At 44.9% G+C, this 26,058-nt stretch carries 34 protein-coding genes and 1 tRNA gene; 8 read left to right on the forward strand and 27 right to left on the reverse strand.

Features of this window, described 5'->3' with window-relative positions; translation table 11 throughout:
• Nucleotides 1-50 precede the first annotated feature (50 nt).
• A complete protein-coding gene (locus G9F50_RS06385; RefSeq protein ID WP_012117979.1) occupies nt 51-380 on the forward strand; it encodes a DUF3889 domain-containing protein in 330 nt (109 codons plus the stop codon).
• A gap of 39 nt (nt 381-419) precedes the next feature.
• On the opposite strand, the gene G9F50_RS06390 is transcribed toward G9F50_RS06385, so the two are convergent.
• From G9F50_RS06390 to G9F50_RS06430, 9 genes are all read right to left on the reverse strand, one after another.
• A complete protein-coding gene (locus G9F50_RS06390; RefSeq protein ID WP_003153093.1) occupies nt 420-599 on the reverse strand; it encodes a YqzE family protein in 180 nt (59 codons plus the stop codon).
• Nucleotides 600-655: 56 nt separating this feature from the next.
• On the reverse strand, nt 656-1,033 hold the full coding sequence (gene comGG, locus G9F50_RS06395) for a competence type IV pilus minor pilin ComGG (RefSeq protein WP_015417814.1): 378 nt from the start codon (nt 1,031-1,033) through the stop codon (nt 656-658).
• Nucleotides 1,034-1,534, reverse strand: a complete 501-nt coding sequence (comGF, locus tag G9F50_RS06400) for a competence type IV pilus minor pilin ComGF (RefSeq protein WP_260397973.1) — start codon at nt 1,532-1,534, stop codon at nt 1,034-1,036.
• Nucleotides 1,443-1,757, reverse strand: coding sequence for a competence type IV pilus minor pilin ComGE (gene comGE, locus G9F50_RS06405; RefSeq protein ID WP_080130386.1), 315 nt, complete (start codon nt 1,755-1,757; stop codon nt 1,443-1,445). The genes comGF and comGE overlap by 92 nt, the downstream gene beginning before the upstream one ends.
• Nucleotides 1,741-2,178 carry a competence type IV pilus minor pilin ComGD gene (comGD, locus tag G9F50_RS06410; protein ID WP_015240210.1) on the reverse strand — a complete coding sequence of 146 codons (438 nt, stop codon included), beginning with the start codon at nt 2,176-2,178 and terminating at the stop codon, nt 1,741-1,743. Before comGD ends, comGE begins: the two co-directional genes overlap by 17 nt.
• Nucleotides 2,168-2,476, reverse strand: coding sequence for a competence type IV pilus major pilin ComGC (comGC, locus tag G9F50_RS06415; RefSeq protein ID WP_003153087.1), 309 nt, complete (start codon nt 2,474-2,476; stop codon nt 2,168-2,170). The genes comGD and comGC overlap by 11 nt, the downstream gene beginning before the upstream one ends.
• 4 nt (nt 2,477-2,480) lie before the next feature.
• On the reverse strand, nt 2,481-3,518 hold the full coding sequence (comGB, locus tag G9F50_RS06420; protein ID WP_080130385.1) for a competence type IV pilus assembly protein ComGB: 1,038 nt from the start codon (nt 3,516-3,518) through the stop codon (nt 2,481-2,483).
• Entirely contained in the window at nt 3,505-4,575 is a 1,071-nt protein-coding gene (comGA, locus tag G9F50_RS06425; protein ID WP_007408320.1) for a competence type IV pilus ATPase ComGA, read from the reverse strand. The genes comGB and comGA overlap by 14 nt, the downstream gene beginning before the upstream one ends.
• Nucleotides 4,576-4,766: 191 nt before the next feature.
• A complete protein-coding gene (locus G9F50_RS06430) occupies nt 4,767-5,717 on the reverse strand; it encodes a magnesium transporter CorA family protein (RefSeq protein ID WP_007408319.1) in 951 nt (316 codons plus the stop codon).
• Nucleotides 5,718-5,862: 145 nt separating this feature from the next.
• Between G9F50_RS06430 and G9F50_RS06435 the strand changes: the two genes are divergently transcribed.
• The gene (locus tag G9F50_RS06435) at nt 5,863-7,164 is read left to right on the forward strand and encodes a hemolysin family protein (RefSeq protein WP_012117986.1); all 1,302 of its coding nucleotides are present in this window, start codon (nt 5,863-5,865) and stop codon (nt 7,162-7,164) included.
• A 37-nt stretch (nt 7,165-7,201) separates the two neighbouring features.
• Here the strand turns inward: G9F50_RS06435 and G9F50_RS06440 are convergent, their stop codons facing one another.
• On the reverse strand, nt 7,202-8,032 hold the full coding sequence (locus G9F50_RS06440; protein ID WP_015240214.1) for an STAS domain-containing protein: 831 nt from the start codon (nt 8,030-8,032) through the stop codon (nt 7,202-7,204).
• Between the two features lie 71 nt (nt 8,033-8,103).
• Here G9F50_RS06440 and G9F50_RS06445 point away from each other — a divergent pair.
• Nucleotides 8,104-8,174 (forward strand) — tRNA-Gln (locus G9F50_RS06445).
• 64 nt (nt 8,175-8,238) lie between these two features.
• Here the strand turns inward: G9F50_RS06445 and G9F50_RS06450 are convergent.
• Nucleotides 8,239-8,619 (reverse strand): Spx/MgsR family RNA polymerase-binding regulatory protein, encoded by a 381-nt coding sequence (locus G9F50_RS06450; protein ID WP_003153079.1) that lies wholly within the window; start codon nt 8,617-8,619, stop codon nt 8,239-8,241.
• A gap of 236 nt (nt 8,620-8,855) precedes the next feature.
• On the opposite strand from G9F50_RS06450, the gene G9F50_RS06455 reads away from it, so the two are divergent.
• A complete protein-coding gene (locus G9F50_RS06455) occupies nt 8,856-9,101 on the forward strand; it encodes a DUF2626 domain-containing protein (RefSeq protein WP_003153078.1) in 246 nt (81 codons plus the stop codon).
• A gap of 39 nt (nt 9,102-9,140) precedes the next feature.
• Here the strand turns inward: G9F50_RS06455 and G9F50_RS06460 are convergent, their stop codons facing one another.
• Nucleotides 9,141-9,779, reverse strand: a complete 639-nt coding sequence (locus tag G9F50_RS06460; RefSeq protein WP_165406521.1) for an MBL fold metallo-hydrolase — start codon at nt 9,777-9,779, stop codon at nt 9,141-9,143.
• Between the two features lie 153 nt (nt 9,780-9,932).
• Here G9F50_RS06460 and G9F50_RS06465 point away from each other — a divergent pair, with 153 nt between their 5' ends.
• Nucleotides 9,933-10,106, forward strand: a complete 174-nt coding sequence (locus tag G9F50_RS06465) for a DUF2759 domain-containing protein (protein WP_003153076.1) — start codon at nt 9,933-9,935, stop codon at nt 10,104-10,106.
• A 32-nt stretch (nt 10,107-10,138) separates the two neighbouring features.
• Here G9F50_RS06465 and G9F50_RS06470 read toward each other — a convergent pair whose 3' ends face one another.
• From G9F50_RS06470 to G9F50_RS06490, 5 genes are all read right to left on the reverse strand, one after another.
• Nucleotides 10,139-10,453: an MTH1187 family thiamine-binding protein gene (locus G9F50_RS06470; protein ID WP_165406522.1), complete on the reverse strand. Its 315-nt coding sequence runs from the start codon at nt 10,451-10,453 to the stop codon at nt 10,139-10,141.
• A 5-nt stretch (nt 10,454-10,458) separates the two neighbouring features.
• Nucleotides 10,459-11,496, reverse strand: a complete 1,038-nt coding sequence (locus G9F50_RS06475) for a YqgU-like beta propeller domain-containing protein (RefSeq protein WP_165406523.1) — start codon at nt 11,494-11,496, stop codon at nt 10,459-10,461.
• Between the two features lie 72 nt (nt 11,497-11,568).
• Nucleotides 11,569-12,696: a M14 family metallopeptidase gene (locus tag G9F50_RS06480; RefSeq protein ID WP_063094760.1), complete on the reverse strand. Its 1,128-nt coding sequence runs from the start codon at nt 12,694-12,696 to the stop codon at nt 11,569-11,571.
• An 81-nt stretch (nt 12,697-12,777) separates the two neighbouring features.
• On the reverse strand, nt 12,778-13,740 hold the full coding sequence (gene glcK / locus G9F50_RS06485) for a glucose kinase GlcK (RefSeq protein WP_003153068.1): 963 nt from the start codon (nt 13,738-13,740) through the stop codon (nt 12,778-12,780).
• Between the two features lie 34 nt (nt 13,741-13,774).
• Nucleotides 13,775-13,984: a YqgQ family protein gene (locus G9F50_RS06490; RefSeq protein ID WP_007408313.1), complete on the reverse strand. Its 210-nt coding sequence runs from the start codon at nt 13,982-13,984 to the stop codon at nt 13,775-13,777.
• Between the two features lie 197 nt (nt 13,985-14,181).
• On the opposite strand from G9F50_RS06490, the gene nhaC reads away from it, so the two are divergent.
• Complete coding sequence (nhaC, locus tag G9F50_RS06495; RefSeq protein WP_098081586.1) at nt 14,182-15,546, forward strand: Na+/H+ antiporter NhaC; 1,365 nt, start codon at nt 14,182-14,184, stop codon at nt 15,544-15,546.
• Nucleotides 15,547-15,621: 75 nt separating this feature from the next.
• Here the strand turns inward: nhaC and G9F50_RS06500 are convergent, their stop codons facing one another.
• From G9F50_RS06500 to rpmG, 3 genes are all read right to left on the reverse strand, one after another.
• Nucleotides 15,622-15,795, reverse strand: a complete 174-nt coding sequence (locus G9F50_RS06500; protein ID WP_007408311.1) for a hypothetical protein — start codon at nt 15,793-15,795, stop codon at nt 15,622-15,624.
• A gap of 70 nt (nt 15,796-15,865) precedes the next feature.
• Nucleotides 15,866-16,420 carry a 5-formyltetrahydrofolate cyclo-ligase gene (locus G9F50_RS06505; RefSeq protein WP_060562624.1) on the reverse strand — a complete coding sequence of 185 codons (555 nt, stop codon included), beginning with the start codon at nt 16,418-16,420 and terminating at the stop codon, nt 15,866-15,868.
• Nucleotides 16,421-16,498: 78 nt separating this feature from the next.
• Nucleotides 16,499-16,648: a 50S ribosomal protein L33 gene (gene rpmG / locus G9F50_RS06510; protein ID WP_003153056.1), complete on the reverse strand. Its 150-nt coding sequence runs from the start codon at nt 16,646-16,648 to the stop codon at nt 16,499-16,501.
• A gap of 346 nt (nt 16,649-16,994) precedes the next feature.
• Here rpmG and G9F50_RS06515 point away from each other — a divergent pair, with 346 nt between their 5' ends.
• Together G9F50_RS06515 and G9F50_RS06520 are read left to right on the forward strand one after the other, a co-directional pair.
• Nucleotides 16,995-17,348 (forward strand): hypothetical protein, encoded by a 354-nt coding sequence (locus tag G9F50_RS06515; protein WP_003153047.1) that lies wholly within the window; start codon nt 16,995-16,997, stop codon nt 17,346-17,348.
• Complete coding sequence (locus G9F50_RS06520) at nt 17,345-17,809, forward strand: endolytic transglycosylase MltG (protein WP_007408308.1); 465 nt, start codon at nt 17,345-17,347, stop codon at nt 17,807-17,809. The genes G9F50_RS06515 and G9F50_RS06520 overlap by 4 nt, the downstream gene beginning before the upstream one ends.
• Before the next feature lie 99 nt (nt 17,810-17,908).
• Here the strand turns inward: G9F50_RS06520 and pstB (G9F50_RS06525) are convergent, their stop codons facing one another.
• The 7 genes from pstB (G9F50_RS06525) to G9F50_RS06555 all read right to left on the reverse strand — a co-directional run bounded on the left by pstB (G9F50_RS06525) (nt 17,909) and on the right by G9F50_RS06555 (nt 25,987).
• Complete coding sequence (gene pstB / locus G9F50_RS06525) at nt 17,909-18,691, reverse strand: phosphate ABC transporter ATP-binding protein PstB (RefSeq protein ID WP_003153040.1); 783 nt, start codon at nt 18,689-18,691, stop codon at nt 17,909-17,911.
• A gap of 11 nt (nt 18,692-18,702) precedes the next feature.
• The gene (pstB, locus tag G9F50_RS06530; protein ID WP_060562625.1) at nt 18,703-19,509 is read right to left on the reverse strand and encodes a phosphate ABC transporter ATP-binding protein PstB; all 807 of its coding nucleotides are present in this window, start codon (nt 19,507-19,509) and stop codon (nt 18,703-18,705) included.
• Between the two features lie 18 nt (nt 19,510-19,527).
• On the reverse strand, nt 19,528-20,412 hold the full coding sequence (gene pstA, locus G9F50_RS06535; RefSeq protein WP_025285004.1) for a phosphate ABC transporter permease PstA: 885 nt from the start codon (nt 20,410-20,412) through the stop codon (nt 19,528-19,530).
• Nucleotides 20,412-21,341, reverse strand: coding sequence for a phosphate ABC transporter permease subunit PstC (gene pstC / locus G9F50_RS06540; RefSeq protein WP_012117997.1), 930 nt, complete (start codon nt 21,339-21,341; stop codon nt 20,412-20,414). Before pstC ends, pstA begins: the two co-directional genes overlap by 1 nt.
• 48 nt (nt 21,342-21,389) lie before the next feature.
• Nucleotides 21,390-22,292 (reverse strand): phosphate ABC transporter substrate-binding protein, encoded by a 903-nt coding sequence (locus tag G9F50_RS06545; RefSeq protein WP_012117998.1) that lies wholly within the window; start codon nt 22,290-22,292, stop codon nt 21,390-21,392.
• A 156-nt stretch (nt 22,293-22,448) separates the two neighbouring features.
• A complete protein-coding gene (locus tag G9F50_RS06550) occupies nt 22,449-24,596 on the reverse strand; it encodes a peptidoglycan D,D-transpeptidase FtsI family protein (RefSeq protein ID WP_012118001.1) in 2,148 nt (715 codons plus the stop codon).
• Nucleotides 24,597-24,697: 101 nt separating this feature from the next.
• Nucleotides 24,698-25,987 (reverse strand): MFS transporter, encoded by a 1,290-nt coding sequence (locus tag G9F50_RS06555; RefSeq protein WP_012118002.1) that lies wholly within the window; start codon nt 25,985-25,987, stop codon nt 24,698-24,700.
• Nucleotides 25,988-26,058 lie beyond the last annotated feature (71 nt).

Here is a 26,058-nt window from a genome sequence, read left to right on the forward strand (position 1 = left end):
ACGAGGTGCCTAGAACAAAATGGAAAGTATATACAGCGAAAGGACGAAGAATGATGATCAAACAAAGTCTGATTTGCCTTTCTCTTCTTGTTTTCGGGGTTTCAGGAACAGCTCAGGCGGAAACGGTGCCTTATTATGCTGTTCACCATAAATCAAAATGGGAAAAGTTAGCAGAAAAGGAAGCTAAAAAAAGATATCCGCTCGCCCAGACGTTATTTATTCAAAAGGTGTGGGATCGGAAAAGAACGGACGAAGCAGTCAAGCAATACCACTTGACATTGCGGGATGGCGCAAAAGAATTTGGCGTGTTTGTTACGATTTCTTTTAATCCCTACAGCCAAAAGGTAAATAAAATTGCCGTCATTGAGGAATACCAATAAGGCCCTCCTGTATCAGGAGGGCCTTTCGTGTGATTCACTTTATTTTTTCCGCTGCATCCACAGCTTAAAACTATACGGCAATATTCCGAACCAGTGCTGAGAAGCCGGCACTTTCTTTTCTTTCCGCACTTCTTTTCGCTCTCTCCGTTCCTGTTTCGGCGTATCGAAATATTTAACGAATTGCTCAGTCATATATTTTACATAATCATTTGTTTTCACGGCTCTCACCTCATAGTGCTGTCTTTACTATGAAGTGTTGTCCCGCCGCCTCTTTTTTATACTTCCGTCCATTGAATCAGCTGTTTCTTCTTCTGATCGAACAAAAGGTGAGCCTCCCGTCTCGTACCTGTCGTTGTTTCCGCCTGAATTGTAACCTGAACCGTTTCCCGGCGATCACTCCCCGTGATGTGAAAAGAAACGGTGCCATACGGAAAACGCTGTGTACCAGTTTGGACCTTTTGTCCCTGTGTCATATGGCGGCTTGACAGCAGCGCGCCGTTTTGGAGCAGGTTCTCTCCGATCCAGTACTCCCCGGCCTCTTTTGCAAATGTTTTTCGGGTGATGAAATCAGATGAAGTATAGCTGATGACAAGTAAAACTGCGGCAGAAACAAACAGAACCGCGGGATATATAAAACCGTCAGATTTGTACATTTAATCACCTTTAAAAGAGCTGTAAACCGGAATGACCGCCTGATTCTTTTGACCTGTAACGCTTGAAATCTCTAATAAGAGCAGGCCGTTTTTCACATCAGCCGTTAATGATGCCGCGTTTTGCAGGATCGGCACGTGGCCTTTTCCGTTTACTCTTTTCCTTATCATCTTAAGATAAATTTCAAAACGCACTTCTTCGCCTCCTGTTTTCCGGCATGCTAACGCCCGTCCGCCGTCCGCCGGCTTCACAGTCTCAGCCTGTTTACATTCGTTCATGATCTGCTGAACGGCAATTTGATGCTCCCGGCTGTCTAAGCCGCCGGTATCGGCCCGGTTTGATAAAAACAGATGTAAAATCGGGCCCAAGGTGCCTGATAGGAAAAGACAGACTGCCAAGGAGAACAAAACATTAAGAAGCGTAAAGCCAGTCTGTTTTGAGAATGCTGAGGCACATTTCTTTTTCGCTGCGGTCAGCCGCACACACTTTGTAATACTCACCATCCTCCTTCCACTTCACACCGGGAGACGGCGGCTTTTTTCCGGTCATCATATAAGTGCTGATATGTTTCTGAAGAAGCTGGTACGCTTCATGGCGATCTTCTATTTTCAGACCATCTGTCAGCATGCCCGTCCAGACCGGAATGATAGACGTCATAAGGAACAGCCAAATGGCCATTGCTGATAGTGTTTCAATAGTAGAGAACCCCTTATTTCCGTTTAGCATGGACATTTCCGCTCCCTAAGTAAACTGTGATCTCATAGGTGAACCCGGCGCTCTTCAATTGAATCTTTCCTCCCGAATTCGGATGGCCTTTTTCGTTAAATTCAAGGCTCTCCGGTAAAGTCACAAGTGTAATGTGAAGCGAATCAAAGGAACGCTCGAGAATCTTTCCGCCTGACTGCAGTTTGTATTTATGCTCTTTTGGAAGAAAAGTGATTTTTGTTCTTTTATGTTCTGCGATAGCCGTTTCCTGAGCAAGCTGAATATCTTTTTGGAGCTGCTCTGTTTTTTGCCGCACGGCAAGGTGGGTGTAGGCCGGCGGAACCGTCGTGAACAAAACCGTCAGCAGGACGGACGCCAGGCTTAACACAATCAGGCTTTCAAGAAGGGTAAACCCATTTTCTGTCCGCCTGTTATTGTTCAACTGTAACTTCTCCGCCACTAATTAAGATCTGTTTACCATTCGGGCAGGCTGTATTCTTTTTGATATACCCCTCTGATTGTAAATCGTTCATATCCGGCATTTTACCTTCATGATCGATTTCGTACGCCGTCACTTGGGCTTTCACCATATTCTGCAGTCCTTCACAGCCTTTATGCTGAATGCTTTGATTATGTTTTGTAACGTTAGGAATGGTGATTAAAAGCAGAATGGAAACGATAAATAAAACGATCAGCATTTCAATTAAAGTAAATCCATCTTGATTTTTCAGACGAAGCACTCCCTTACATTTGGTTCATCATCTGGTACATCGGCATCAGCATTGACATGTAGACAATTAAAATCATACCGGCCACAACACCGTAAATGACAGGCTGGAGAATGCCGGTATACTTCGCCGCGTTTTGTTCAAGACGCTCCATCATAAACTGGCTGTACGTATAAAGTTCGCGGTGAAGCCGGCCGTTTGCCTGTCCGTGGCTGACTGCAGCCGCAAGGTCTTTTTCATAACACGGATGCCCGGAAAGAGCGGATTCTATGGTTTCTCCGGCTTTCAGACGTGTAATGAGCATCTCTGCTTCTTCACGATAAAAAGGCAGAAAAGATTGTTCTTTAAAAGCTGTTAAGCTGTCATAGATAGATAGGCCGGATTTCAGAAGACTGCTGAGCTGTAAAGAGAAAAAGTAGCTGTTAAAAAGAACGGCCGCTTTTCCTAATAGTGGTATTTTCACAACAATCAGCATTTTATCTTGCGGGGATTTTTTCTTACATAAGAACCAAACGTACAAAAACAAGCAGAAAGCGACGGACAGCGCCAGTGCACAGGCTTCATGAAAATGCCGAAAAAACGCAAAGATGAAAGCAGTCGCACCAGAAGTATTCATATTCATTGATTGATAAATCCCAGAAAACTGCGGAATAATTAAACTTTGCAGGATATAAAACATGACACAGACGGAAGAAATTAAAAACATCGGATACCGGAGCATTTTTTTGATTTGATTCGTCTGCATGAGCTTTCTCTGTAATAATTCGCCGCTTTGTTTCATCGCCCCCGGCAATTCCCCGTGTTTCTCCGCGAAATAGCAGATAGAGACGGCTTCTTTGTGGAAAGACAATGCCTCAAGCACTTGGTAAAACGCATCACCTTCCCTCAGCCGGCGGATTCCGTCCGTCAGCTCTGCAAGCTGACGTTTATGAAGCTGGAGTTGCAGCAGTCTGAGCCCTTCAATCAGACTGTATCCTTTTTCCGTCATTTCACCGAGCCTTTTCAAAAAAGCCGCTTGATCCTTCAACGGCCAGGTTCGTTTAATCCGCTTCATGATACACCCACCGATCGTAATTGTCGGTCGTGACATAGCCGAGCGCAATTCCTTTTCTGATCAGCCTGCGGAGCGTCTGATATTGAAAATTCGCGTGCTCTCCCTTTGCTTCCTGAAAGCATTGGGTGAGGTTTTTCCCGTAGAGCAATTCATAAATGCCCGCACGGCGTGTCTGCCTGTACATCCGGCAGTACACGGAACAGTTTTCCTCTTTGCAGAACGGACATGTTAAATCAACCAGACGCTGAGCGGCAATGGCAATGACGGTTTGTTCAATTTCTGTCATGTTCACGCCGAACTCCAGCAGCCTGTATATGGCGCCCTTAGCATCTCTTGTATGCAGGCTTGAAAGAACGAGGTGTCCCGTCATGGCGGCGCGGACTGCGATTTCAGCCGTCTCGGCATCCCTGATTTCCCCTAAGATGATCATATCGGGGTCATGTCTTAAAATCGCTTTTAAACCGGCGGAATATGTGACTCCGGCTTTTTCATTCACCTGAACTTGCAACACATCCTCATCTCTTGTTTCTACGGGGTCTTCAAGCGTGACAATCCGCCGGTTGAAATGCCTTTTTGCATAGTTGACAAGCGAGTAAAGAGTGGTCGTTTTTCCAGATCCGGTGGGGCCGGTAAACAGAAGCAGACCGTGCGAATGCTTCAGAAAGGACAATAGTGCGGCGCCCGCCCCCCGAAATAAGGACAATTTATCCAGAGGGGGAATCTGCCGCTTAGGCAAAAGCCTGATGACAAGACTTTCATCATTCATTGTCGGCAAGGTTGACATTCTCAAATGAACGGTTTCCGTCGGAAGCGGCAGAGACAATGACCCGTTTTGCGGCTTACGTCTTTCTCCTATATCCATGGCCGATAAAAACTTAAAATGAGAAATTAGCCTTACGCATTCCTCTTTTTTTAAGACTCTTTTTTTCACAAGAGCATGGCCGATGCGAAAATGAATGAAAGCATCCTTTTCTCTCGGCACAATGTGTATATCTGAAGCCCTTGCCGTATAGGCCTCGTTTATGATGTTCCTGCTGTATGTTTCTATATTTTCCACAAGACTTCCCTCCTTCCGCACGTATTGTAAATCAGATACACAAAAGCCGGCAAAGGAGAGATTATGCGTTTTACAGTGTGTAAAACGTAAAAAAATAAAAAATAAGCCCCCTGACATTGATTTACCGATGAAATCGGGAACCATTCGGCCATTTTCAGCCATCAAAAAAAGCAGGCGTATGCCTGCTCTTCTTAGCGTTTCTTTTCTTTCCGCAAATATTTTTTTTGATGCTCCCTCAAAATGTCCCCTGTCCAGCCTTTCTGCCGCAGATAAATATAAATCAGCAGGGTTGATACAATAATGAGCACGATGGAACAAATATACGCATATTTCCAATGAAGCTCCGGCATGTTATCAAAGTTCATCCCCCAGAGAGCTCCAAGCGCCGTCATCGGTGTAAAGAGAGTTGTAAAGATCGTCAAGGCTTTCACAATTTCATTTCCTCTTTGGGAGGTAATGACTTCCTCGGCGTGCAGCAGATTGCTCAATTCCTGATCAAACTCATTGATATATGTAATTCCTCTTTCCATCTTTTGATGAGCTCTGAGGTAATCTTTCTGCCTGTCATTTTTGGGGAGAAAAGCTTCTTTTAAAGCCATTTCCACTTTTTTAGCCCCCAGTGTAAGGCCTTTCCAAATGAACAGCTCATGGCGCAGTTTATGCACATTTTCCAAAATTCCTTTGCTGTTGTCATCATGAATCTGCCATTTCAGCGTCCGCTGCTTGACTTCAAATTCATCCAGTCCGATCAGATAGGAATTCATCAGCTCTCCCAGCAGAACAAAAAAGCCTTCAATCGGATTTTCACAGGTTTGAATCTGCTGTGTGGCATGCTTTTCTTTTACACCGCGCAGCAGCGAAAAATCAAAATTAATTGTAAAAAAGAAGTCTCTCGTAATATAAAAGTGAAATACGGTATGGTTTTTTTCATCATCTAATCCTTGATGATAGATTAAAGAACCGAAAACCGCTTCATTATTCTGATCATTTGTATCTGAGCGCAGAAAGTTTATATGATTTTCATGTTCAAACCACTTTTCGCATTGCGGCCAGTGATTGTGATGAATCATTTTTTTCGCTTCTGTTTTTTCATGCGGACCGAGCTGGTACCACAGCCAGTCCGCTCCCGAATGTACCTTCATCTCTTGTCATCCTCCAGTATCGCTTTCTTGTTTTATTACCGTAAATGAAGCAGGCTAAACCAGGTTCGATGTTTGAGCAGCTTTCTACAGTGGTATTATTCCGAAAAAAGGGAGGTGCAAGCCTTCCTTCGCGGAAGGCGTTACATTGTATATCATCAAACTATCTGCCATCGTACTATTTATTTTATTAACGGCATGTTTTGTCGCCATAGAGTTTTCAATCGTTAAAGCAAGGCGCTCCCGCATTAATCAGCTCATTGAGGAAGATGTAAAAGGAGCAAAAGCAGCCAAGCATGTCATTACCCACCTCGATGAATATTTATCGGCATGCCAATTGGGCATCACCGTCACCGCTTTGGGAATCGGCTGGCTGGGTGAACCGACAGTCAAAGCAATGCTTCAGCCGTTATTTTTAAAAACCGGAGTTCACGAAGCGGTTGCCCAAGTCCTGTCATTGATCATCGCCTTTCTGCTGGTTACATATGTGAATGTCGTTATCGGCGAACTCGCCCCGAAAAGTTTTGCTATCCAAAAAGCCGAGCGGATTACACTTTTGTCTGCCAGACCGATGATTTTGTTTTATAAGTTAATGTTTCCGTTCATCTGGCTGCTCAATCATTCCGCCCGCCTGATTACAGCCATGTTCGGCTTGAAGCCTGCTTCCGAACATGAAATGGCTTATACGGAAGAGGAATTGCGGGTGCTCCTTGCCGAAAGCTATCGAAGCGGCATGATTAAAAAAAGCGAGCTGCATTACGTAAATAACATTTTTACATTTGATAAGCGCACTGCCAAAGAAATTATGGTGCCCCGGAATGAAATGGTGAGTCTGCCGTTAGACAGCGGATCGGGACATATGCTCCGGGACATTATCAAAACAAATAAATATACCCGGTATCCCGTAGTAAAAGGAGATAAAGATCATGTAGTCGGCATCATCAATATAAAAGAAGTTTTATTCAGATTCCTGTCAGAAGGAGCGGCGTTTACAAAACACGAACTCAGCCCTTACATCCAGCCGGCGATCCATGTGATTGAGACGATTCCGATTTATCAATTATTCGTTAAAATGCAGCGGGAACACGCCCATATGGCCATTCTCATTGATGAGTACGGCGGAACCGCGGGATTAGTAACGGCGGAAGACATCATTGAAGAGATCGTCGGCGAAATCCGCGACGAATTTGATACGGATGAAACACCTTCCGTTCAAAAGCTTGGGAAGAACCGCTATCTCCTGAACGCCAAATTGCTGATCAGTGACGTCAATGATGTACTCGGAACAGAGATTACGGCTGATCAAGTCGATACACTCGGGGGCTGGTTTCTTACTCAGCATATTGACGCGAAGCCCGGGAGCACCATTGATTTTGAAGGCTACACATTTACGGTAAAAGAAATCGACAGCCATCATATCATTACGATTGAAGCTGAAAAAGCTGAATAGCTGAGGGAGACATCCCTCCCGGCCATTCAGCTTTTCATCATCTTAATGATTCTTTTACGATAAATCCGTTTTTTGCCAGCGCTTTCGCCAGACTCTGCTCCGTTTTCACCTGAGAAAAATCGATGCCGAGCTTCACGACGGTCTGCGCGATTTCCGGCCTGATGCCTGAGATTGTCGTTTCTATGCCAAGAAGTTTTGTGCTGTCAATCACTTTAAAAATCTGATAAGCGACCATCGTATCCACAATCGGCACACCTGATATATCTAAAAATAAATAAGAAAGACGGAGTGAAGAACATTGGTCAAGCACCGATTCCAAAATCATTTTTGCCCGGTAGGTGTCAATTTCGCCGACGAGCGGCAAAATTCCAATACCGTCGGCAATCGGCATAATCGGCGCGCTTAGTTCGTTAATCATTTCTTTTTGGGCGTTTAATTGTGTAACCGTCACTTTATAATATTCCTCTGTAAATACTTCAATCATATGGTCAATTGCTTTGTTCAGCTTCTCTCCCCAATGGAATACCGCATTCGCCCCAGGCTTCTCAGACATTGTTTCACAGCACGTCTGTATGCGGTTCCAGACCAATCTCCGGAATTCTTTAAAGCTCGTGACGCTTTCATAGACCGGTACTTCATGGACGGCCCGGTCCCTTGCGAACTGAAGCGCCCATTTTGTCAGCTCCTCTTCCCCGCCGTCTTTTTCCGATAAAATGCCGGCAACGATTTCAATTAACAGACGGTGCTGCATTTCCGCTTTCTGATCATCTGTAGGCCGCCCCGATTTTGGTATGAGCAGCCACTGGCGTGTGATTTCACCTGATTCTTCAATTAAGGTTCGAGATAATGTTTCACTCAAATGTTTCACGGGTCTCCTCCATTCAAATTCCTTTGTATGTATAAATCGGCGCCGGACGCACATACTGTAATTACATCCGATGGGCTATAGCCAAGCGGTAAGGCAATGGACTTTGACTCCGTGATCGTTGGTTCGAATCCAGCTAGCCCAGTCCCGCAACCGCAAAAAACGAAGATTAGCTGATAAATTTTGATCAGCGGATCTTCGTTTTTCTCTTATGATACAGATTGATGTACCGTTTTTTTCTTCGTCAGCTTCATCAGTTCTCCTGGATTGTATCCGATAACGAGCTTATTTCGATCGATCAGAATCGGCCGCCGCAGCAGTTTCGGCTTCTCAGTCAAAAGCTTCAGCACTTCATTTACAGTCATTTCTTCAATGTTCAGGTTGAGATTTTTAAATGTTTGACTTCTCGTCGCCAATATTTCATCAATTCCTTCAGTCGTTAATGATAAGATCTGCTTCAATTCATCAATTGTCGGTGTCTCCCTGAATAGATGGCGCTCTTGAAAGTCAACATTGTGGGCTTTTAACCAATGTTTCGTTTTTCGGCATGATGTGCAGCTCGGGTATGAATAAAAAATAAGTTCTTTCATTTTTAAAAATTCCTCCCTCGGATAATCCGTCTCTTTGTTAACATAAGTACCCTGAACTTTTTTTCATTAAACATATTTCAAAAAGATTTTTCGGATCTTTTTCAGAGAGCGGCATAAGATATAAAACACAGGGAAAGACATAAATTCCACAATAAATATAATCATGAAAATGTTTACATTTCGAGTGCCGATCTATTATAATAAACTTCAGATAGACTCTCGGGAGGGGATAAGGAATGAATCGCATGTTCCGGGTGTTAGGATTTTGGACGGGGATATTTGCAGTCATGTTTTTTTTAGGGGGCATGAAAGACGCTTCACTTTTGTTTTTTGGACAGACGATCTTTTTCGTATTTCTTTCTTATTTGAATCTGACTGAGCGGATGTATATTTATATTTTCGGAGCTTACTTAACCGTATTTTTCGCCGGATTTACATATTACTCTATTTTTATTATGACACCGGGCGGCGGAACCCACTGACAGAAAAAGACAGACCGATTATGGTCTGTCTTTTTTCATTTACAGTGAAAAACCATTGATAAACGGGTTTCGCTCCTGCTCTGTCTGAATATCCGTTTCCGGCCCGTGCCCGCTTAACACAAGTGTATGTCCGGGAAGCGTGAGCAGTTTTTGATGGATGGAATCAAGCAATACGTCCTGACTTCCGCCCTGTAAATCAGTTCGGCCGATGCCTCCCTGAAAGAGCACATCACCTGAAATCACCAGATCCGCGTCCTTCACATAATAAGAAACGCTTCCCGGTGAATGTCCCGGCGTAAACAATGTCTCCAAATGGAAAGGCCCGATGTCCAAAATGCCGTCGCCTTCGATGAGCCGTTCGGCGGGCCGTGCCGTTACGGCGATGCCCCGCAATATGCCCGATCCGTTTAAGGAAGAGTCCTCCAGCCACTTTTCTTCATTTTTGTGAAGATATACGGGAACATCCCATCTGTCTCTTACTTCGTCAAGCGCGCCGATATGGTCAAAATGGGCGTGCGTCAGTAAGATGGCCAGCGGCTTCAGATTGTTTTCTTTTATGTAATTGTTGATTTTGTCCGCTTCTCCGCCCGGATCAAAAATAACACAGGACTGATCCTCACTGACAAGAAAATACGCGTTTGCCTGAATCGGACCGGCCGGCATTCGTCTCCATTTCACTTTCATCACCTCTTTATGTATATGCCCTTATTATGAAGGTTTTCTGCGGAAGATTCAATGAATGCGGCGGGAAAACGCTATCGACAAACAAAATGAAAACGGTTAAAATGAAATGGAAAGATTTTCAGGTTCCAATGACAAAGGAGGAGCATGATGTTACTTGTTGTAATCTTCGGCCTTGTCGCATTATTAGCTGTATTAGGAGTCCTGCGGGCTGTCAGACAGAGAAATATCCTGGGATTTTTGTTAGCCGCCGCCACGCTGGGCGTGTTTGGCTGGTTTACCGTAATGACCGTTGTAACCAGCGGCTATCCGACTGCACATTAAAAGCCTGTATCCAATGGATACAGGCTTATTTTTTATTGCTGCAAATGTTTGCTGACACTTTTGATTTTGCTCTCCAGTGTCGTTTCTTTATCACGTCTGTCATCAATGCGGATATTTGTCGCCACTCTGTGCAGCCCTTTTTGGAACGGGGCTTCGTGAATGTCCTGAATGACTGCGAATAAGTCGCTCAGCTCACCTTCAATCAAAGTGTTCATCGGCGTGAGCTGAAATTTGATCTTGCCGGCAGCTTTGTAACCCTCCAAAAAGTTTTGCACATCCGCTACATACTCACTGACGCTCGGTGTTTTTGTTCCGATCGGAATGATTGTCACATCTGCAATTGCCATTTGGTTCAAACTCCTTTTTCATTTGTTATGATTGGTTCTGTCATGCCTGTTTTCAGTGAAATCAGACGGTCATACGTAAAGCCGTATAAAGCGTATTCCCCGTTCGGAGAGATCTGAATCGGCTCCATTTCCGTGTTTTTGAGCACCGTCCGCTCCCGTTCGTCTCCTAAGTCAAAGCTGATCAGATTGTAAGAGCGGCCTTCAGGCTTGAATATGTAAAACCGCTTGTGTGTCTGATCGTAATCATATTCCATCGGCGCAAAGCTCTGATACTTTTCTTGGAGAGGAAAGCGGTGCGTCACGGATGCCGGCTTTTGGAAAAGGAACTCGCCGTCTCCGTCCGATTGATCCGTTTGTCTGACGGCAATCGTCATGCCCGGGCGGGAATCGGCCCAGATGACGTGATGAAGCACTCTTTTTTCTTTTTTTGTCTGCAAGTCATAAGAATATAAAGGACCCTCTTCCTCCGTTTTTCCTTGCTTGATATATTGGAATTCATCAGTGGAGGTCCAATGGACAAAAGGGGCCTGAACGGGACTCTTTTTTAAAATGCCGTTGTTCATATCGGCCGTATAGGCTGTGAAGTCCCATGTTTCAGTAAAAACGGTAATCATCATTTGATACGGGTCATACGGATTCCAAGCCGTCTCCAGCTCATAAGAGTTAAAGGCTTTGTGATAAAGTCTTTTCCCCTGCTTGTTCATAAGCACAAGCTCAGTCTGACCGCTGCTTGTCACCTGTACGAGAATCAGCTGTTTTTTCCGGCTGATCTTTACATTGACAATATTGCCCTTTGTTTCATATAGCCGTTCGGATTTTCCGCTGAAAAGATCATATTTCATCAGCTGATGATGTGATGTATACAGAATCGTTCTGTTATCCAGCCATCCTTCCGTTTTCTCCGCTTCCTTTTTACTGAGCGGAACGATTTTCTGTTCTGCCGATTTTGCCGAAACGCCTGTGTCTTGCTGCTGATGAGATGGTTCACAGGCCGCTAAACACAGAACGAATGCGGACAGCAGAACACAAACCAAGTATCTCACCAGCCTTCCCTCCATTCTTTTCTATTGTCCCATATTTGTTTATGTAAACAAATGAGAAATTTCACAGATGTCTCAAAAAACAAGCGACCTCCACAAAATACCTTCCGTCGCTTGATAAATATCAGCAAACTGATGAAAAGGCAAAGGGTTTTTTCCCTTTCCGAGCTCAATGGTATAGCCCTCTTTTCCATACTGCTGTATAAACCAATCCCTAAAACCGGCATGGCTGTCAATGGTTTTAACGCCTTGATAGCGGTTTCCGCTTATCGCTTCAAACTCCCGAATCATCCGGGATGATTGCTCCGGTTCACATTCTTCGTATCCCCAATAAATCTCTTCTCCCTGCGTATGAAGAGCGATCAGCCGGTCAGGCGGCTGCTCCGTTATCAGCCGGTGCATCGCCTGCGCCTCCGGTTCAGTGAGCGGCGCCGTCCCCGGAAAATCACGGTATGAAGGGGCTTTCGGTTTGCGCCTCTGTTCAATATCCCAATTGGCTGGGAAATGTTTATTTAAATCCACACCGTTTATATTCGCCTTCCATTCGCGGAAATCCGGGCGGTGCTCATTTAATTGATTAAGAAATTCATTTTTTTCTGATAAATCTTCACATCCGTAAAGTACGAGATCAACACCGTCGGGATTTACGAGCGGAACGAATGACAATGATGTCCGGCTGAATATATCAAGCGCAGAGTGCCCGAAAACGGCTTTATTTTCGCATAATGCCGCGCAATATTCTTTACACCATTTAAGCACGACCGAGGTGGTGATCCATTCATTGGCATGAAATGAGGCGTTTACATGGACTTTTCTTTCAGCCGTATCCGCACCTATTTTCAGCTCATAAAGCGGCTTTCCCAATACGGAACTGCCGATTTTACGGCACGTGACAAACGGAAAGACATCCGTTATTTTCTCAATTTCTTCATAAACCGATTGGGAGCCGTAGACCTTTTCTTCCTTCACCCATTGATCAGCGGAAAGAATCCTTTCACAGCGCCGGATGTATCGCGAAAGCCCGCTCAGCGTCTCAAGCGGCGGACCCTCTGACTGCCCGCTCACGGCAAAGCCGGGACAAAATAATTCATCGTTTTCCGCCGTTTTATCAGCGGCTTTCAACAGTTTTTCATCAATTGAAAGCACCTTTGCAATATCTTTCATATGCTGTTTCAATTCAGGTTTGACACGAATTCCCGCCATGTTCATCCCCCTTTTTTAAAACTATATGACTGGGGAGATAAAAAAAGAAAGCCGCCCGCGATATGGGCAGGCAGACTTTCTTCAGCAGTTTTGATGTTTGAGCCATTCATTTTTGGCAATCCACGCCCCACCGATGACTCCGGCATCATTTCCAAGTGCCGCAATCGAAATATCCGCCGCTTCCGCAGAACGCGGGAATGCGGTGATTTTGAAAGTCTCTTCCACTTTTGACCGCAGGATTTCACCCGCTTTAGACACGCCTCCGCCGAGCACGATTTTCGTCGGATTCATGGCGCTTGCCAGATTTCCGAGCACGAGGCCTAAATGTTTTGCGACATAATCGACGACTTCAAGTGCTGTCTTATCCTGCTGTTTAGCCGCTTCGAACACGTCACGTGCTGTCAGATCGCGCACTTGTAAGAGCGAAGAGTCGGAAACCGCCGCAAGCTTTTCTTTCGCGATGCGGACGATGCCGGTTGCGGACGCAATCGTTTCGATGCAGCCGGATTTTCCGCAGTTGCACGGAGCTCCTCCTTCAGGAATACTGCAAATATGACCGATTTCTCCGCCGGCCCCGTTTTTACCGTGAACGATTTCTCCGTTGACGATGATGCCTCCGCCGACTCCGGTTCCGAGCGTCACTAAAATGACATCTTTAGCCCCGTCACCTGCACCCTTCCACATTTCTCCGAGCGCCGCGATATTGGCATCGTTTTCAATGACGGCCGGAATACCTGTTTCCGCCTCGAGATGGTCTTTCAGCGGATAGTTTTTCCACCCCATATTTGTCGTCTCATAGACCATCCCCGTCGTCATTTCCACGGGTCCGGGCGCTCCCATTCCGATCCATTTTACGATCCGTTTCGGCTTGTTCAGTTCTTCCAGCTTCTGGTCAAGCGCTTTGGCGATCGTGACCGTAATTGTGTTTCCTGATTTATCAGTCGGAACTTCCCATTTATGCTGAATTTCACCGTACATGTTGATAAAGGCCAGCTTGATGGTTGTTCCGCCAAGATCAATCCCCGCAAACCATGTATCTTCCATAATAATCTCCTTTTCTTATTAAAATCCTGCTGTGTTATCTGCCTTTGATCCGCTCCGATTCTCTCTGAAGAACTCCGGCGGCTTTTTGCCATAATTCTCTTTCAATCACGTTTGACAAGTACATTTCCTTTAATTCATCTTTCATAAAGTCAATTTCGGCTTGTCTGTCACCGAAATAAACGATATGTCCGAATGACTTAAACAGCTGCTGCACGTCATAAAATGAATTCATCTTCTTCACCATTTCTATTCTTCTTAGTATAAGCGTATTTCATCACTGATCCGGGCGTCAAGCAAAAAACGATTGGAGAAAATATCCTTGTATTATTTTCATAAATTGTATATTCACAATTGTAAAAAAACACTCATTTATGCGTTTTTCTGTTACAATACTTTCGTGCCCAAAAGCACAAAAGGATTAAAGTTTGATGGGGTGTTGTTTTGAAACAAGAAAAAAGGCTGACGTTCATCTCAGCCATCAGTTTATTTGTCTTGATGTTAGCAGTCATTATTTCCTGCCTGTTTTTCTTTCATACAGAGCCGCATATGCCGCTGTTCTTTTGCGTCATTATTCTGTCTCTGGCAGGTTTGTGGCTCGGTTTCTCGTGGGACAGTCTTGAAAAAGGAATTGTCAGCGGATTGAAAAACGGTGTGCAGCCGATTATTGTGCTGGCTTTGATCGGTGTGCTGATCGGCGCCTGGATGTACAGCGGCGCCATTCCCACCGTCACCGTTTACGCTTTGTCAATTATACAGCCGAGTCAGCTGCTTTTGACCGCATTATTTTCCTGCATGATTATCAGCACGCTTGTCGGCTCAAGTCTGACAACTGTCAGTACAATCGGCGTCGCGCTGTTAGGGGTAGCAAGCGCGGCGGGAGTTCCGCTCGAATGGACGGCGGGAGCAGTCATTTGCGGGGCTTGTTTCGGTGATAAAATGTCACCGATGTCCGACACGACGAATTTTGCCGCCGGAATCGGCGAAATTCCGATTTTTAAGCATATTCGCCATATGATGGGCACTACCGTTCCGGCACTGCTGATCACGATTGTTCTTTTTTATATTCTCGGTTCATCGGTTTCAATAAATGCCGCTTCAACGCAAAATATTGATGCGGTCATTTCCGGAATAAAAGAGGCCGTGCACGTTACGCCTTGGTCGCTTCTTTCACCTCTGCTGGTGATCATTTTAGCTGTGAGACGGGTTTCCGTGATTCCGGTGCTTACCGCCGGTATTATTTCCGCAGGGCTTCTGACTGCTGTTTTTATTCCTGACAGCAGCATTCAAGGATTTATATCCGCCCTGCAAAGCGGGACGGCGTTTAAAACCGGCGACCAGGCTGTGGCCAGCATTATCAACAGAGGCGGCCTCCAATCGATGATGGGATCAGTCTCTCTGATCATGATCGCCTTTGCGCTCGGCGGTCTGATGGAAAAAACGGGCCTGATCGCGGCGCTGCTTCAAGGATTGATAAAAGGCGTGCGTACGAAAGGGCGTCTTGTCATGGCGACCGTCTTCTCAAGTATAGGCGTAAACCTTGCGACAGGTGAGCAGTATTTGTCGATCTTAATTCCGGGTCAATCTTATAAACCATTATATGACAAGCTCAGCATTAAGCGGATTCACCTTGCGCGGTCGCTTGAGGACGGCGGAACATTGATCAACCCGCTGATTCCCTGGGGAGTAAGCGGCGCTTTTATGGCAAGCGCATTAGGGGTTTCTGTCATCGACTACCTGCCGTTTACCTTTTTCCTGTACATTTCTCCTATGATCTCAATTCTGCTCGGTTTCCTGAAAAAAAGCTGACAATACGAGAAAACCTGCCGTTTTTTACCGGCAGGTTTTCTTATGCAAAAAATCCCGCTGAAAAACGGGATTTGTTTAAAATGCCTGCTGAATGAATTTGTTTCTGATAAACGGTATTTTTAAAAAGAAATGAATGAATGACCGTCTGATCCCCGGCTGGCTGAGCACGCTGTTCATCAGACGGTAGCGGTTTTGGTAAACGGCTAAAACAGATACGGCGCATAATGAGTAGATCAACAATTTTTTCATCTTATCCCTCCTGCCCCTATCGTTTGTCAAACAGCGAGAATTATTCCGGTGCAAGAAGTTTTTTATGCGATTAAGCGATGGTTTCAGATTCAGTCACGATCATATCGACCGGAATATCGTGGGGCATGCGGGGAATACGGTCTGTCAGCTGGCAGTCAAAGAGAAGCGACACGGTACTGCCTTTATAACCGGAGAGGTACCGATCATAATATCCTCCGCCGTATCCGATTCTGAAGCCTTCCCGGTCAAAAGCCACGCCGGGCACAATCACAAGGTCAATGTCATTTGGGGCGGCTTTTTCCGTCTGGCTCTCGATCGGTTCACTGAGGCCCGCATATACGGTTTCCAGCTGATCATACGCAGAAAATGTACGGAACTCCATCGCTCCCGTCTGCGGAAAACATTTTGGGATACAGACTTGTTTTTTCTCTTTCCAGGCCTGTTCAATAATCGGCCGTGTCGGAATTTCCAGGCGTGTCGAGATGGTAACGGCGATCACGCGGGCCTGTTTCCATTCTTTTAAAGAAAACAGCGTTTCACGCATGCTGCGGCATTTTTTCTCCCATTCACTTTCTGTCATGTCAGAAAGCTTTGCTTTTATAGCGGTTCTGATTTGTGCTTTCACGTTTCTCAAACCTCCCTGAAAGACAAAAAAGCCAGAACTTTATTGAAAGCTCCAGCTTTTTCCGCTGTTTTAAACAGCTTATTTTGTTTCACGGTGTAACGTAGATTTTTTATCACGTGGGCAATATTTTTTAAATTCAACGCGGTCCGGATTGTTGCGTTTGTTCTTTTTAGAAATATAGTTACGCTCACCACATTCAGTGCAAGCCAAAGTAATATTAACGCGCATTATTTTCCCTCCAAACTAAATATCATTTACTTATTCAGACTTATATATAATACCACTATAATGGACGGAATGCTAGAGTGATTTACATGAAATGTTGTTTAAGTGCAGAAAACATCAGTTTATGCTTCTGATCCTCTGAATGAGCTTGCGTCAGATGAAGGGAAAATATGACGAAACAGGACAAAAAAGGACTTTCTGATACGAAATCTATAGAGAAATAACCGTTTGCTCCCCGAATAAAAAAGATTTCCCGACAAAATTCCGTTTTTTTCTCTATTTCCTTTAGAATGGCGGCGTTTTATGGTATAAAAAAGAAGGGCAAATTAATAATAGAAGGTGATGAAACGTGGAAATTGCTATTATTGCGTTGTTTATCGTCAGTATAGCGCTTATTGCATTCTCATATTCTCAAAGAGATCCGATGAAAGACGTGGAACAGGAGCTTGAAACGCTTCAGCTTTCCGCCATGCAGGAAATTTACAAGTTGAAAAAGAAAATGACGGTGCTTGAAGAAGAATTGCTGGAAACCAACCTCGTGATCCGCAAAGCCAAAAGCAGCGGCATTAACCAAAAAATCGCCAAACAAATCATTTCAAAATATAACAACGGAATGTCTGCGGAAGCCATCGCAAAAGCGGAGCACGTGTCTGTCGAGGACGTCAATACCATTATTAAAGATAATGAGAAGGTGCTCGTATGACAAAACGGGGCATTCAGGCTTTTGCAGCAGGCATGATTTTAGCGACGGCCGTTCTCGCTGCTGTCTTCTATTTGACTGACCATGACCAGGCAGCCGCCGTTAAAACCGAAAAAACAGCATTGACAGAAAAAGAAGTAAACAGCTACCTCGACGATCAGCAAAAAGTCTCCGTCAACCGGGATGACTATCAAAAACTGCTTGATTCTAAAGAAAAATCGTTAAACAACGACCAAAACACAGACGCCAAAAAGAAAAAAGTAACATACAAACTGACGATTAAAGACGGAATGAGCACTGCTGATGTGTCATCCATTCTTGAAAAAGAAGGGATTATTCCTTCAGCAAAGGACTTTAATGATTACGTCATTGACGCAGGCTACCATAAAGAAATCCGCGCCGGCCATTTCAAAGTCGACTCAGATATGAGCTTTAAAAAAATCGTCAAAACATTAACCCGCTAAAAAAGCTTGCAGGCATCGTCCATTCAGATGGATACGGCCGGCAGGCTTTTTTAATAGGGAGTATAAAACGGACCCGGTCAATGGCCGGGCCCGTTTTTTTCATCCGAATTTTCCGGTGATATAATCATGTGTTTTTTGATGATCCGGCTGAGAAAATATTTTGCCCGTATCGCCCCACTCTACCAGTTCGCCCATATAAAAAAACGCGGTTTGATCAGAGACCCTCGCAGCCTGCTGCATGTTGTGCGTCACAATGACGATTGTATACTTTTCTTTCAATGTCAAAATCAGCTCTTCTATTTTCCGCGTGGACACGGGATCAAGAGCGGACGTCGGTTCATCCATCAGAAGGACGTCCGGTTTTGTGGCGAGCGCCCTTGCGATGCACAGCCGCTGCTGCTGACCGCCTGACAGTGAAAGCGCCTGCTGGTGAAGGCGATCTTTCACTTCATCCCAGAGCGCAGCTGCCTTTAAAGATTCCTCGGCGATTTCAAGCAGTTTCTTTTTATTTTTTTCGCCGTGAATTCTCGGACCGTACACGACATTCTCAAATATTGACTGGGGAAATGGATTGCCTTTTTGAAACACCATACCGATCTGTTTTCTTAATTCTGCCGCATCCGTCTTTTCTTTCAGCAGATTGCGCCCGTTATAGATCATGTCGCCTGTCACTTTGACATTCGGGGCCATTTGCAGCATTAAGTTTAATGTTTTAATAAAAGTGGATTTCCCGCAGCCGGACGGACCGATGATCGCAGTTACCTTCCGCTCCTCAAAACCGATCGTAATGTCTTTTAAAGCCTGGTGGGCTCCGTACCATACGTTCATGCCGTGAATATCAAATAAATTCTGTGTGTGCACCGCTTCCTTCACAAGGCTCACAGTCCTTCCCCCTATCCGAACTTTCCATTAATGTAGTCATCTGTCTTTTGCGCTTTAGGACTCGTGAAAATTTGTTCTGTCTGCCCGTATTCCACCACTTCCCCGTTTAAAAAGAAAGCCGTTCGGTCAGACACCCTAAGTGCCTGCTGCATGTTATGCGTAACGATAATAATCGAATAATCTTTTTTCAGTTCTGTCAAAAGCGTCTCGATTCTGGCGTTTGAAATAGGGTCCAGAGCTGAGGCCGGTTCATCTAAAAGTAGCACGGCAGGTTTCATCGCAAGCGTACGGGCGATACAAAGACGCTGCTGCTGGCCGCCTGATAACGAAAGAGCCGATGAATGAAGCCGGTCTTTGACTTCATCCCAAAGCGCCGCCTTCGTTAAGCTTTCCTCGACCGCATCATCCAAAACGGCTTTCCTGCGTTCCCCCGCATACTTCAGCGCATGTGTGATGTTATTGTAAATGGATTTCGGGAACGGATTCGGTTTTTGAAACACCATACCGATCTCCCGTCTGAGAGACACGACATTAATCGCTTCCCCCAAAATATTCAGCCCTTCATAAAGGATCTCTCCCTCGCTTCTTGCCGAAGGGATGGCATCGTTCATTCTGTTAATCTGTCTCAAAAATGTTGATTTCCCGCAGCCGGACGGACCGATCAGAGCCGTCACCGCATGTTTTTCAATATTCATGTTCACATCTTTAACCGCTTGTTTGTCACCGTAATAAATTGATAAATGCTTCACTTCCAAAATTGAAGACTCCGGCGAACGCTTTGTCTGTTCCGCTTGTTCCCTGATGATGTGATCAATCATGTTTTCGCCTCTTTCTGATTAATTTGCCGTAAGCTTTTTATAAATGACAGACCCGAGCCATCTTGCACAAAGGTTAAACAAGAGCACCGAAATCACCAGCACCGCCGAGCCGCCGTTTGCAATCGCTTCGGCGTCAGGGATGATTCCCTGCGTATTGACACTCCATATATGAACCGCCAGCGTCTCAGCCGGCCTGAAAATGTTGAAAGGAGATGATTCAGAAAACGGGTTCAAATCCGTAAAGTTCAGCCGCGGCGTTGTCAGTCCCGCTGTAAATAACAATGCGGCCGCTTCTCCGAATACTCTTCCGGATGCGAGAATGGCTCCGGTTAAAATCGAAGGAACCGCACTCGGAACCAGCACCGTTTTGACGGTATGCCATCTCGATACGCCTAAAGCGAGAGAAGCTTCTTTCAGCTCCTTAGGAACTGCAGTGAGCGCGCCTTCCGTCACCCGGACCATAACGGGAAGGTTAAAGACCGTTAATGCGAGCGCGCCCCCGATAATCGTGTAACCCCATCCGGTCAGGTTTACAAACATCAGCATGCCGAACATCCCGATGACAATGGACGGAAGCGAAGACAGAACCTCAATACACGTTCTGATAAAATCAGTGATTTTATTTTGGGGCGCATATTCAGCCATGAAGACGCCGCCCCCCACTCCAAGCGGTATCGTGATCAGCATGGTGATAAACAGAATGTAAAAGGAGTTAAAAAGCTGATCCCGTATTCCGCCGCCTGACGCAATGGCGCTCGATTTTGACGTAAGAAAATGCAAGGAGATTTCAGAGACGCCGTGAATAAGAATGTACAAAAACAATCCTGCCAAAATCGCCGCGATTACAGCGGCGCATAACCCGAATACACCGGTGGCCAATTTATCCGTTATTTTCCGGTTCATTACACTTTCCTCCTAGACGACAAGTAGCGTATGAGCAATATAAACAGAAACGACATGATGAGAAGAACAAGCCCCATAGACCATAACGTATTATTTTCAATACTGCCGTATGTGGTATGGCCCATGTTTAACGTAATAATCGTCGTTAATGTTCCCGCCGTATCAAGCAGGCTTTCCGGCAGAAGCTTTGTATTTCCGATAACCATCTGTACGGCGAGTGCTTCTCCGAACGCTCTTGCCATCCCGAGCACGACAGCGGTCAGCAATGTCGGAAACGCCGCCGGGATAAGCACCTTTCTGATTGTCTGCCACCTCGTCGCACCAAGCGCATATGAACCGTCGCGAAGGTGTTTCGGAAGTGACGCAAGCGCATCAGCGGAAATCGATGTCACAGTCGGCAGAATCATTACCGAGAGTACGATCGTCCCCGCCAGAAGGCTGTGACCCGTTCCGCTTGATTTAAAAGAGCCGATAAACGGAACCAATACTGTAAGACCTATGAATCCATAAACGACGGACGGAATGCCGACAAGCAGCTCAATTACCGGCTGCAGCACCTTTTTTCCCCAAGTCGGCGCAATTTCCGTCATAAACACGGCACCCGCAATACCGAGGGGCGCTGCGATCAGAGCGGACAGAACCGTGACCGCAAATGATCCGAAAATAAAAGGCAGCGCGCCGAACTCAGGTTTTGCCTGGGTTGGATTCCAATTCAGACTTGTTAAGAACTCAATCGGGCTTACACCATTTACAAAAAAAGATTGCAGCCCCTTTATGCCGAGAAAAATTGTGATCGCCGCTGATGCCGCAATAATAATCGCGGCACACACAGACACAATCACCCTTCCGCGGACTTCATCCATTTGCCTGTTTTGTTTTGAGCTTATTAAGCGTTCGCTTACAGACTCTTTTTCTCTGTGATTTATCATTTGTTTACACTCCTATAAGGAAGAAGAGGCGGGGAGCCCGCCCTCCCCTCAGCTTTGCTTGCCGTTTGCGTCACGTGTGACTTTCATATCAGAGATCGGAATGTAGCCTTGATCTTTTACGATACTTTTCTGTACTTCATCGCTGTTCATATAGTCAAGAAACGTTTTTGTAAGGCCTGACGCTTCACCTTTCGTATAAGAGTGCTCGTAAGCCCAAATCGGATACTCGCCTGTGACGACGTTTTTCTCTTCCGGTTTGATGCCTCCGATCGATAAAGGCGTTACTTTGTCATCGTTTATATAAGAGAATGCCAGATAACCGATTGCTCCCGGCGTTTCCGCAATGATTTTTTTGACTGTATTGGAGGAATCCTCTGTGATGCCCTCTGCAGGCTCTGCTCCGTCAAGAGCATATTTGACGAACGTAGCGCGCGTTCCTGATGAATCAGGACGGTTCACGAGTGTAATTTTTTGATCTTTACCGCCAAGCTCTTTCCAGTTTTTAATTTTGCCTGTAAAGACGTCTGTCAGCTGTTTTTTGGTTATATCCTTTACGCCCGCACCGGGGTTGACCGCAGCCGCCATCGCCACTACCGCTACTCGATGGTCTTTTAGGGCTTTCGCATCAATGCCTTCTTTTTCTTCAGCAAAGACATCTGAGTTGCCGATTTGCACTGCCCCTTCAGACACTTGCGAAAGACCTGTTCCTGAACCTCCCGCTTGCACCTGCACATCAGCATCCGGATGTTTTTCCATAAACTTTTCCGCCGCTGCCAGTACTAACGGCTGCATGGCTGATGAACCAGAAATGGTTAAAGAACCTGATGCTTTTTTATCCTCACTTGCAGATTGACTGTCTGTCTTGCCGCTTTCCTTTGCATTTCCGCATGCTGCAGCAACAATCATAACAGCAGCCATCAGAAGCATAAGCATCCATTTGTTTTTTTTCATTTCCTGAATTCCCCCTGCATTTAATGTGTAATTTGTCCTACAGGTCTAGAGTAAAGGGTTCTTGTAAAATGCGTATAAATCAAGTGTTAAGGTTTTGTAAATCCGGATGTTTTTTTGTATATAAAAAAACGCTCACAAGTTGTGAGCGTTTTTCTGTTAGTGATTTGTATTGCCGTTTTCAGCGTCTTCCTGAATTTTATCTTCGTTTTTCTGCTTCGTATTATTATCTTCTTGTTTCTTTTTCAGCTCAAAGTATTTGTCCAGAGCTGCTTCCCCAATGTCATTAGTTATTGAATACCTGTCATTATAATTTTCATAAGCCCATGGAACCACTACTGAAATAGCAACTTCAGGATGATCTGCGGGAGCATAAGCCACCAAAGTTGTGTTATAAGTAGAAGCACCAGTTCTTGATTTTATAGGTCCATCATAGAAAGCTTGTGCTGTTCCAGTTTTACCGGCAGGGTGATAACTTTTATTAGCAAAATTTGCTCTCGCAGTCCCTTGAGCTCCATTCATAACAAGTTTAAAGCCTTGTTGAACACGTTCAATTTCACTTTCCGTCATATCAAGACGGTTCATCACTTCCGGATTAACAGATTCAACGACGGCCCCGATACCTTTTTTTGAAGGTTTTCTTACTTCTTTCACGACTTGGGGCTTCATACGATAGCCGCCATTAGCAATGGTCGATACATACTGAGCCATTTGAAGCGGAGTGTATGTGTCATATTGGCCGATCGCAAAATCAAGCAAGAAACCTGACTGTCTTTTAGTTCCCACATATCCTGTAGCTTCGTTAGGCAGATCAATTCCTGTTTTTACCCCTAAACCGAATTCACTGAAGTAATAACGAAATTTATCAAATGCGCTGTAATCAAGCGGAAGTGGATGTCCTGATATATATTTACCCTTACCAATTGCGATCGCAGTTTTGAACATATAAACGTTAGATGAACGCTCAAGTGCAGTTAAATCATTTATCGGCCCCATTACACTTACCGATTTTTTAGGAGGAGAGTCTTTAATATTTAAAACTTCATCCGTAAATATATTTCCGATTTTTATAGCACCTGTTTGATAACCTGTTAACAATGTTGCCCCTTTTACAGCTGAGCCCATGTTATAAGAGGAAGTCATTGTTCCTAGTGCATAATCATCGATTTTATATTTGCCGTCTACTTGTTTAATCTGTTTACCCGCCATTGTAAGCACTTCTCCATTACGGGGATCCATCATTACGACAAATGCTCTGTCAAGCAACTGTGTACTCGGTCTTGCCTTTGCAGCCCTTAAATTTTTCTCAATAATTTTTTCAACGTCTTTTTGCAATTCGGTATCTATAGTGAGCACTAAATCATCCCCGGCTTTACCTTTTGAAACCGTTTCTGTATCTGTTACGTTTCCAGAGGAATCTGTCACATTTCTCACTTTCTCTTTTTGGCCCTGCAGCAGATTTTCATATTGATACTCTAAATAACTTTTTCCTACTCTGTCATTCCTGCTGTAGCCAAGTGACAAATAATGCTCAAGAAGATTTGAAGGGAGTCCTTCGTTGGAGCTCGAGACACTGCCGAGAACTGATTTTAACAACCCTTTATTTGGATAAGACCGTTCCCAGTCAGACGTCACGTCAACTCCCGGCAGTTCATCTAAATGTTCGCTGACGACGGCCATTTCTTTTGCCGACACGCCTTCATTTTTGATGTATTGAGGCGTCAGGGAGTAGCCTGAATCCATCTGCCTTTTGATCGCAAGAATCTGCATGTCTTTTGAAGTGAGCTCATTCAGCTGTTTGTCTGTGATGCGTTTCAGCTGAAGCTGATATAAATCATCGTCAGACAGTTTTTTGTCTTCAGCTTTTTGCTTTTCTTCGGCCGTAATCAGTTTTTTCGCTTCATCAGGCCTCGTTAACATCCAATAGTCTTTTTTATCCCGCTCAGTCACCTTTTTGGTGCTTACCTTAATCATACCCGACAGTTTTTTTGCGATTTTCAAACGCTGCGCCTGGGTGGTTGAGGCTGAACGTGTATATGTAATCGCATTTAATGCTTTATTCGTTACGATGGGATTTAGGTTCCGGTCGTATATTTTCCCTCTCGGAACCGCCGTGCTGACATCAGACTCCTCCTGCTTATTAGCGGCATTTTTATAATCATCACCCTGAACGATCTGCTTGATGCCAAGCTCGACGATAATCCAAGTGAAAATAAGAAACGCGGCCAAAAACAAAAAATTAAGCCGGATCGGCAGTGATTTTTTCTTTTCTTTGTTTACAGCTATTTTCTTTTTATTTCTCCTCATGACATCACCTTTTCTTATTTACAGAAAGAAATGACACCTTCTGTTCAGGTGCCATTTTTCATTCTAAAGGTTTTTTCGATATTTTTCTACAGATAACCCTTTTATCTTTCTCCTTTTATAAAATTCGGTTCCGCCGCCTGTTTTTGTCGGTCTTCTTCTACTGTTTCATCAGAAGTTTCCGTATCCAGTTTGATGTCTTTTATAAAGTAATAAATCAGCGGATGGCCGGCTCCGAGCAGCACGAGCGCCGCCGGTATTCCCACTTTTTCCTTGAACAATGTAACGATTACAAGGAAACAAAGGATGGAAACGATCCGGCCCGCATTTAAAAATAACTCCCTGAGCACAATGTATTCAATTCTGGCTTTTCTGGCAAGCCGCGCCCGGCCTATCACATCATATGTAAGCGAGACATACGGCACGAGCAGAACTGGATAGCCGATCGCAATAAACACTCCGTACAAAAGGAGCGTCGTGAAGCTCATTTTGAAAATTATGAGAAACAGGGCGCCGTACAAGATCAATCCGCCGATAAGAATCGCCTTTTTCCGCGCTCTTTTTTTGATGAGCCTTGATGCAAAATAATAGGCAAAAAAAGAAACCGCGGAATTGACGAGACCGAATGTTCCGAGCGCCAGCTCACTGTTTGTCGCAATGAATACAAATACGCTGATTAAAAAAACAAAAATCCCTTCTCTCAAGCCTTGAAAAAAGTGCGCGTTGGTAATCCGGCGCCAATTCAGATTCGTGTGGCGCTCATCAAAAACTTTTTTCAGCATAAACCGGCCTTTCGACTCCCTCCGCTTCAGAAAAAAGCTCATGACCACGGCAAGGGCAAATAAGCCGAGCGACAGGCTGAAAATGATTGTATAACCCGTATTGTTTTCAAGTCTTGAAATGACATATCCGGCCACAATCGGACCGATCATGCCTGCCGATGAAGACAAAATGCCTAAAAACCCGTTAAAAAAATCTCTCGTTTCCGGTTCCGTGATTTCGAAAGTCAGCACATTAAAAGCCAGCCAGTAAAAGCCGTATCCAACTCCGAGCACGGCCCCTATCAAAACGAGACGGGAAGCCGCAGTTTCTCCGGCAAGCAACACACTTAAATAAAAAGCGGCCAAAAAGATAACGCCGAACCTGAGAATAAACACCCTGTCAATTTTTTTAGCCAGCCGGCCAGCCAGCAGAAAGGTAACCGGCTGCATCGTCACGACCGACAAATTGTATATGGCCAAATCAATAAATTTTCCCGACTGCTTCCACAAATACACGTTGACAAATGTATTTGACAGCGCGATGCCCAATGAGTAAAGGCCGCCAATCGTCAATAACAGCAGCAGCCCTTTATTTATTTCGATGTCGCCGATAATTTTTTTTATTTTGCTCATCATTGACTCCCCTTTACTACACATTAGTTTGTCTCACTCAAACTGAGATATGTAAAAGGATTCAAAGTCAA

The sequence above is a fragment of the Bacillus sp. EKM206B genome, from assembly GCF_011066015.1.
GTDB classification, from domain to species: domain Bacteria; phylum Bacillota; class Bacilli; order Bacillales; family Bacillaceae; genus Bacillus; species Bacillus velezensis.

Bases quoted from the DNA above. Each gene is read 5' to 3' on its own strand.
- G9F50_RS06470 (WP_165406522.1), bottom strand. From the start codon at position 10,453: ATGGCAATTGCAGATGTGACAATCATTCCGATCGGAACAAAAACACCG.
- comGF (WP_260397973.1), bottom strand. From the start codon at position 1,534: ATGGTGAGTATTACAAAGTGTGTGCGGCTGACCGCAGCGAAAAAGAAA.
- rpmG (WP_003153056.1), bottom strand. From the start codon at position 16,648: ATGCGCGTTAATATTACTTTGGCTTGCACTGAATGTGGTGAGCGTAAC.
- G9F50_RS06480 (WP_063094760.1), bottom strand. From the start codon at position 12,696: ATGGCGGGAATTCGTGTCAAACCTGAATTGAAACAGCATATGAAAGAT.
- G9F50_RS06520 (WP_007408308.1), top strand. From the start codon at position 17,345: ATGACAAAACGGGGCATTCAGGCTTTTGCAGCAGGCATGATTTTAGCG.
- G9F50_RS06450 (WP_003153079.1), bottom strand. From the start codon at position 8,619: ATGAAAGAACTTATTTTTTATTCATACCCGAGCTGCACATCATGCCGA.
- G9F50_RS06550 (WP_012118001.1), bottom strand. From the start codon at position 24,596: ATGAGGAGAAATAAAAAGAAAATAGCTGTAAACAAAGAAAAGAAAAAA.
- G9F50_RS06500 (WP_007408311.1), bottom strand. From the start codon at position 15,795: ATGAAAAAATTGTTGATCTACTCATTATGCGCCGTATCTGTTTTAGCC.
- G9F50_RS06490 (WP_007408313.1), bottom strand. From the start codon at position 13,984: ATGGTGAAGAAGATGAATTCATTTTATGACGTGCAGCAGCTGTTTAAG.
- G9F50_RS06385 (WP_012117979.1), top strand. From the start codon at position 51: ATGATGATCAAACAAAGTCTGATTTGCCTTTCTCTTCTTGTTTTCGGG.
- comGE (WP_080130386.1), bottom strand. From the start codon at position 1,757: ATGCTAAACGGAAATAAGGGGTTCTCTACTATTGAAACACTATCAGCA.
- G9F50_RS06465 (WP_003153076.1), top strand. From the start codon at position 9,933: ATGTTACTTGTTGTAATCTTCGGCCTTGTCGCATTATTAGCTGTATTA.
- G9F50_RS06545 (WP_012117998.1), bottom strand. From the start codon at position 22,292: ATGAAAAAAAACAAATGGATGCTTATGCTTCTGATGGCTGCTGTTATG.
- comGB (WP_080130385.1), bottom strand. From the start codon at position 3,518: ATGAAGCGGATTAAACGAACCTGGCCGTTGAAGGATCAAGCGGCTTTT.
- glcK (WP_003153068.1), bottom strand. From the start codon at position 13,740: ATGGAAGATACATGGTTTGCGGGGATTGATCTTGGCGGAACAACCATC.
- pstC (WP_012117997.1), bottom strand. From the start codon at position 21,341: ATGATAAATCACAGAGAAAAAGAGTCTGTAAGCGAACGCTTAATAAGC.
- G9F50_RS06455 (WP_003153078.1), top strand. From the start codon at position 8,856: ATGAATCGCATGTTCCGGGTGTTAGGATTTTGGACGGGGATATTTGCA.
- G9F50_RS06555 (WP_012118002.1), bottom strand. From the start codon at position 25,987: ATGAGCAAAATAAAAAAAATTATCGGCGACATCGAAATAAATAAAGGG.
- pstA (WP_025285004.1), bottom strand. From the start codon at position 20,412: ATGAACCGGAAAATAACGGATAAATTGGCCACCGGTGTATTCGGGTTA.
- G9F50_RS06430 (WP_007408319.1), bottom strand. From the start codon at position 5,717: ATGAAGGTACATTCGGGAGCGGACTGGCTGTGGTACCAGCTCGGTCCG.
- pstB (WP_060562625.1), bottom strand. From the start codon at position 19,509: ATGATTGATCACATCATCAGGGAACAAGCGGAACAGACAAAGCGTTCG.
- comGG (WP_015417814.1), bottom strand. From the start codon at position 1,033: ATGTACAAATCTGACGGTTTTATATATCCCGCGGTTCTGTTTGTTTCT.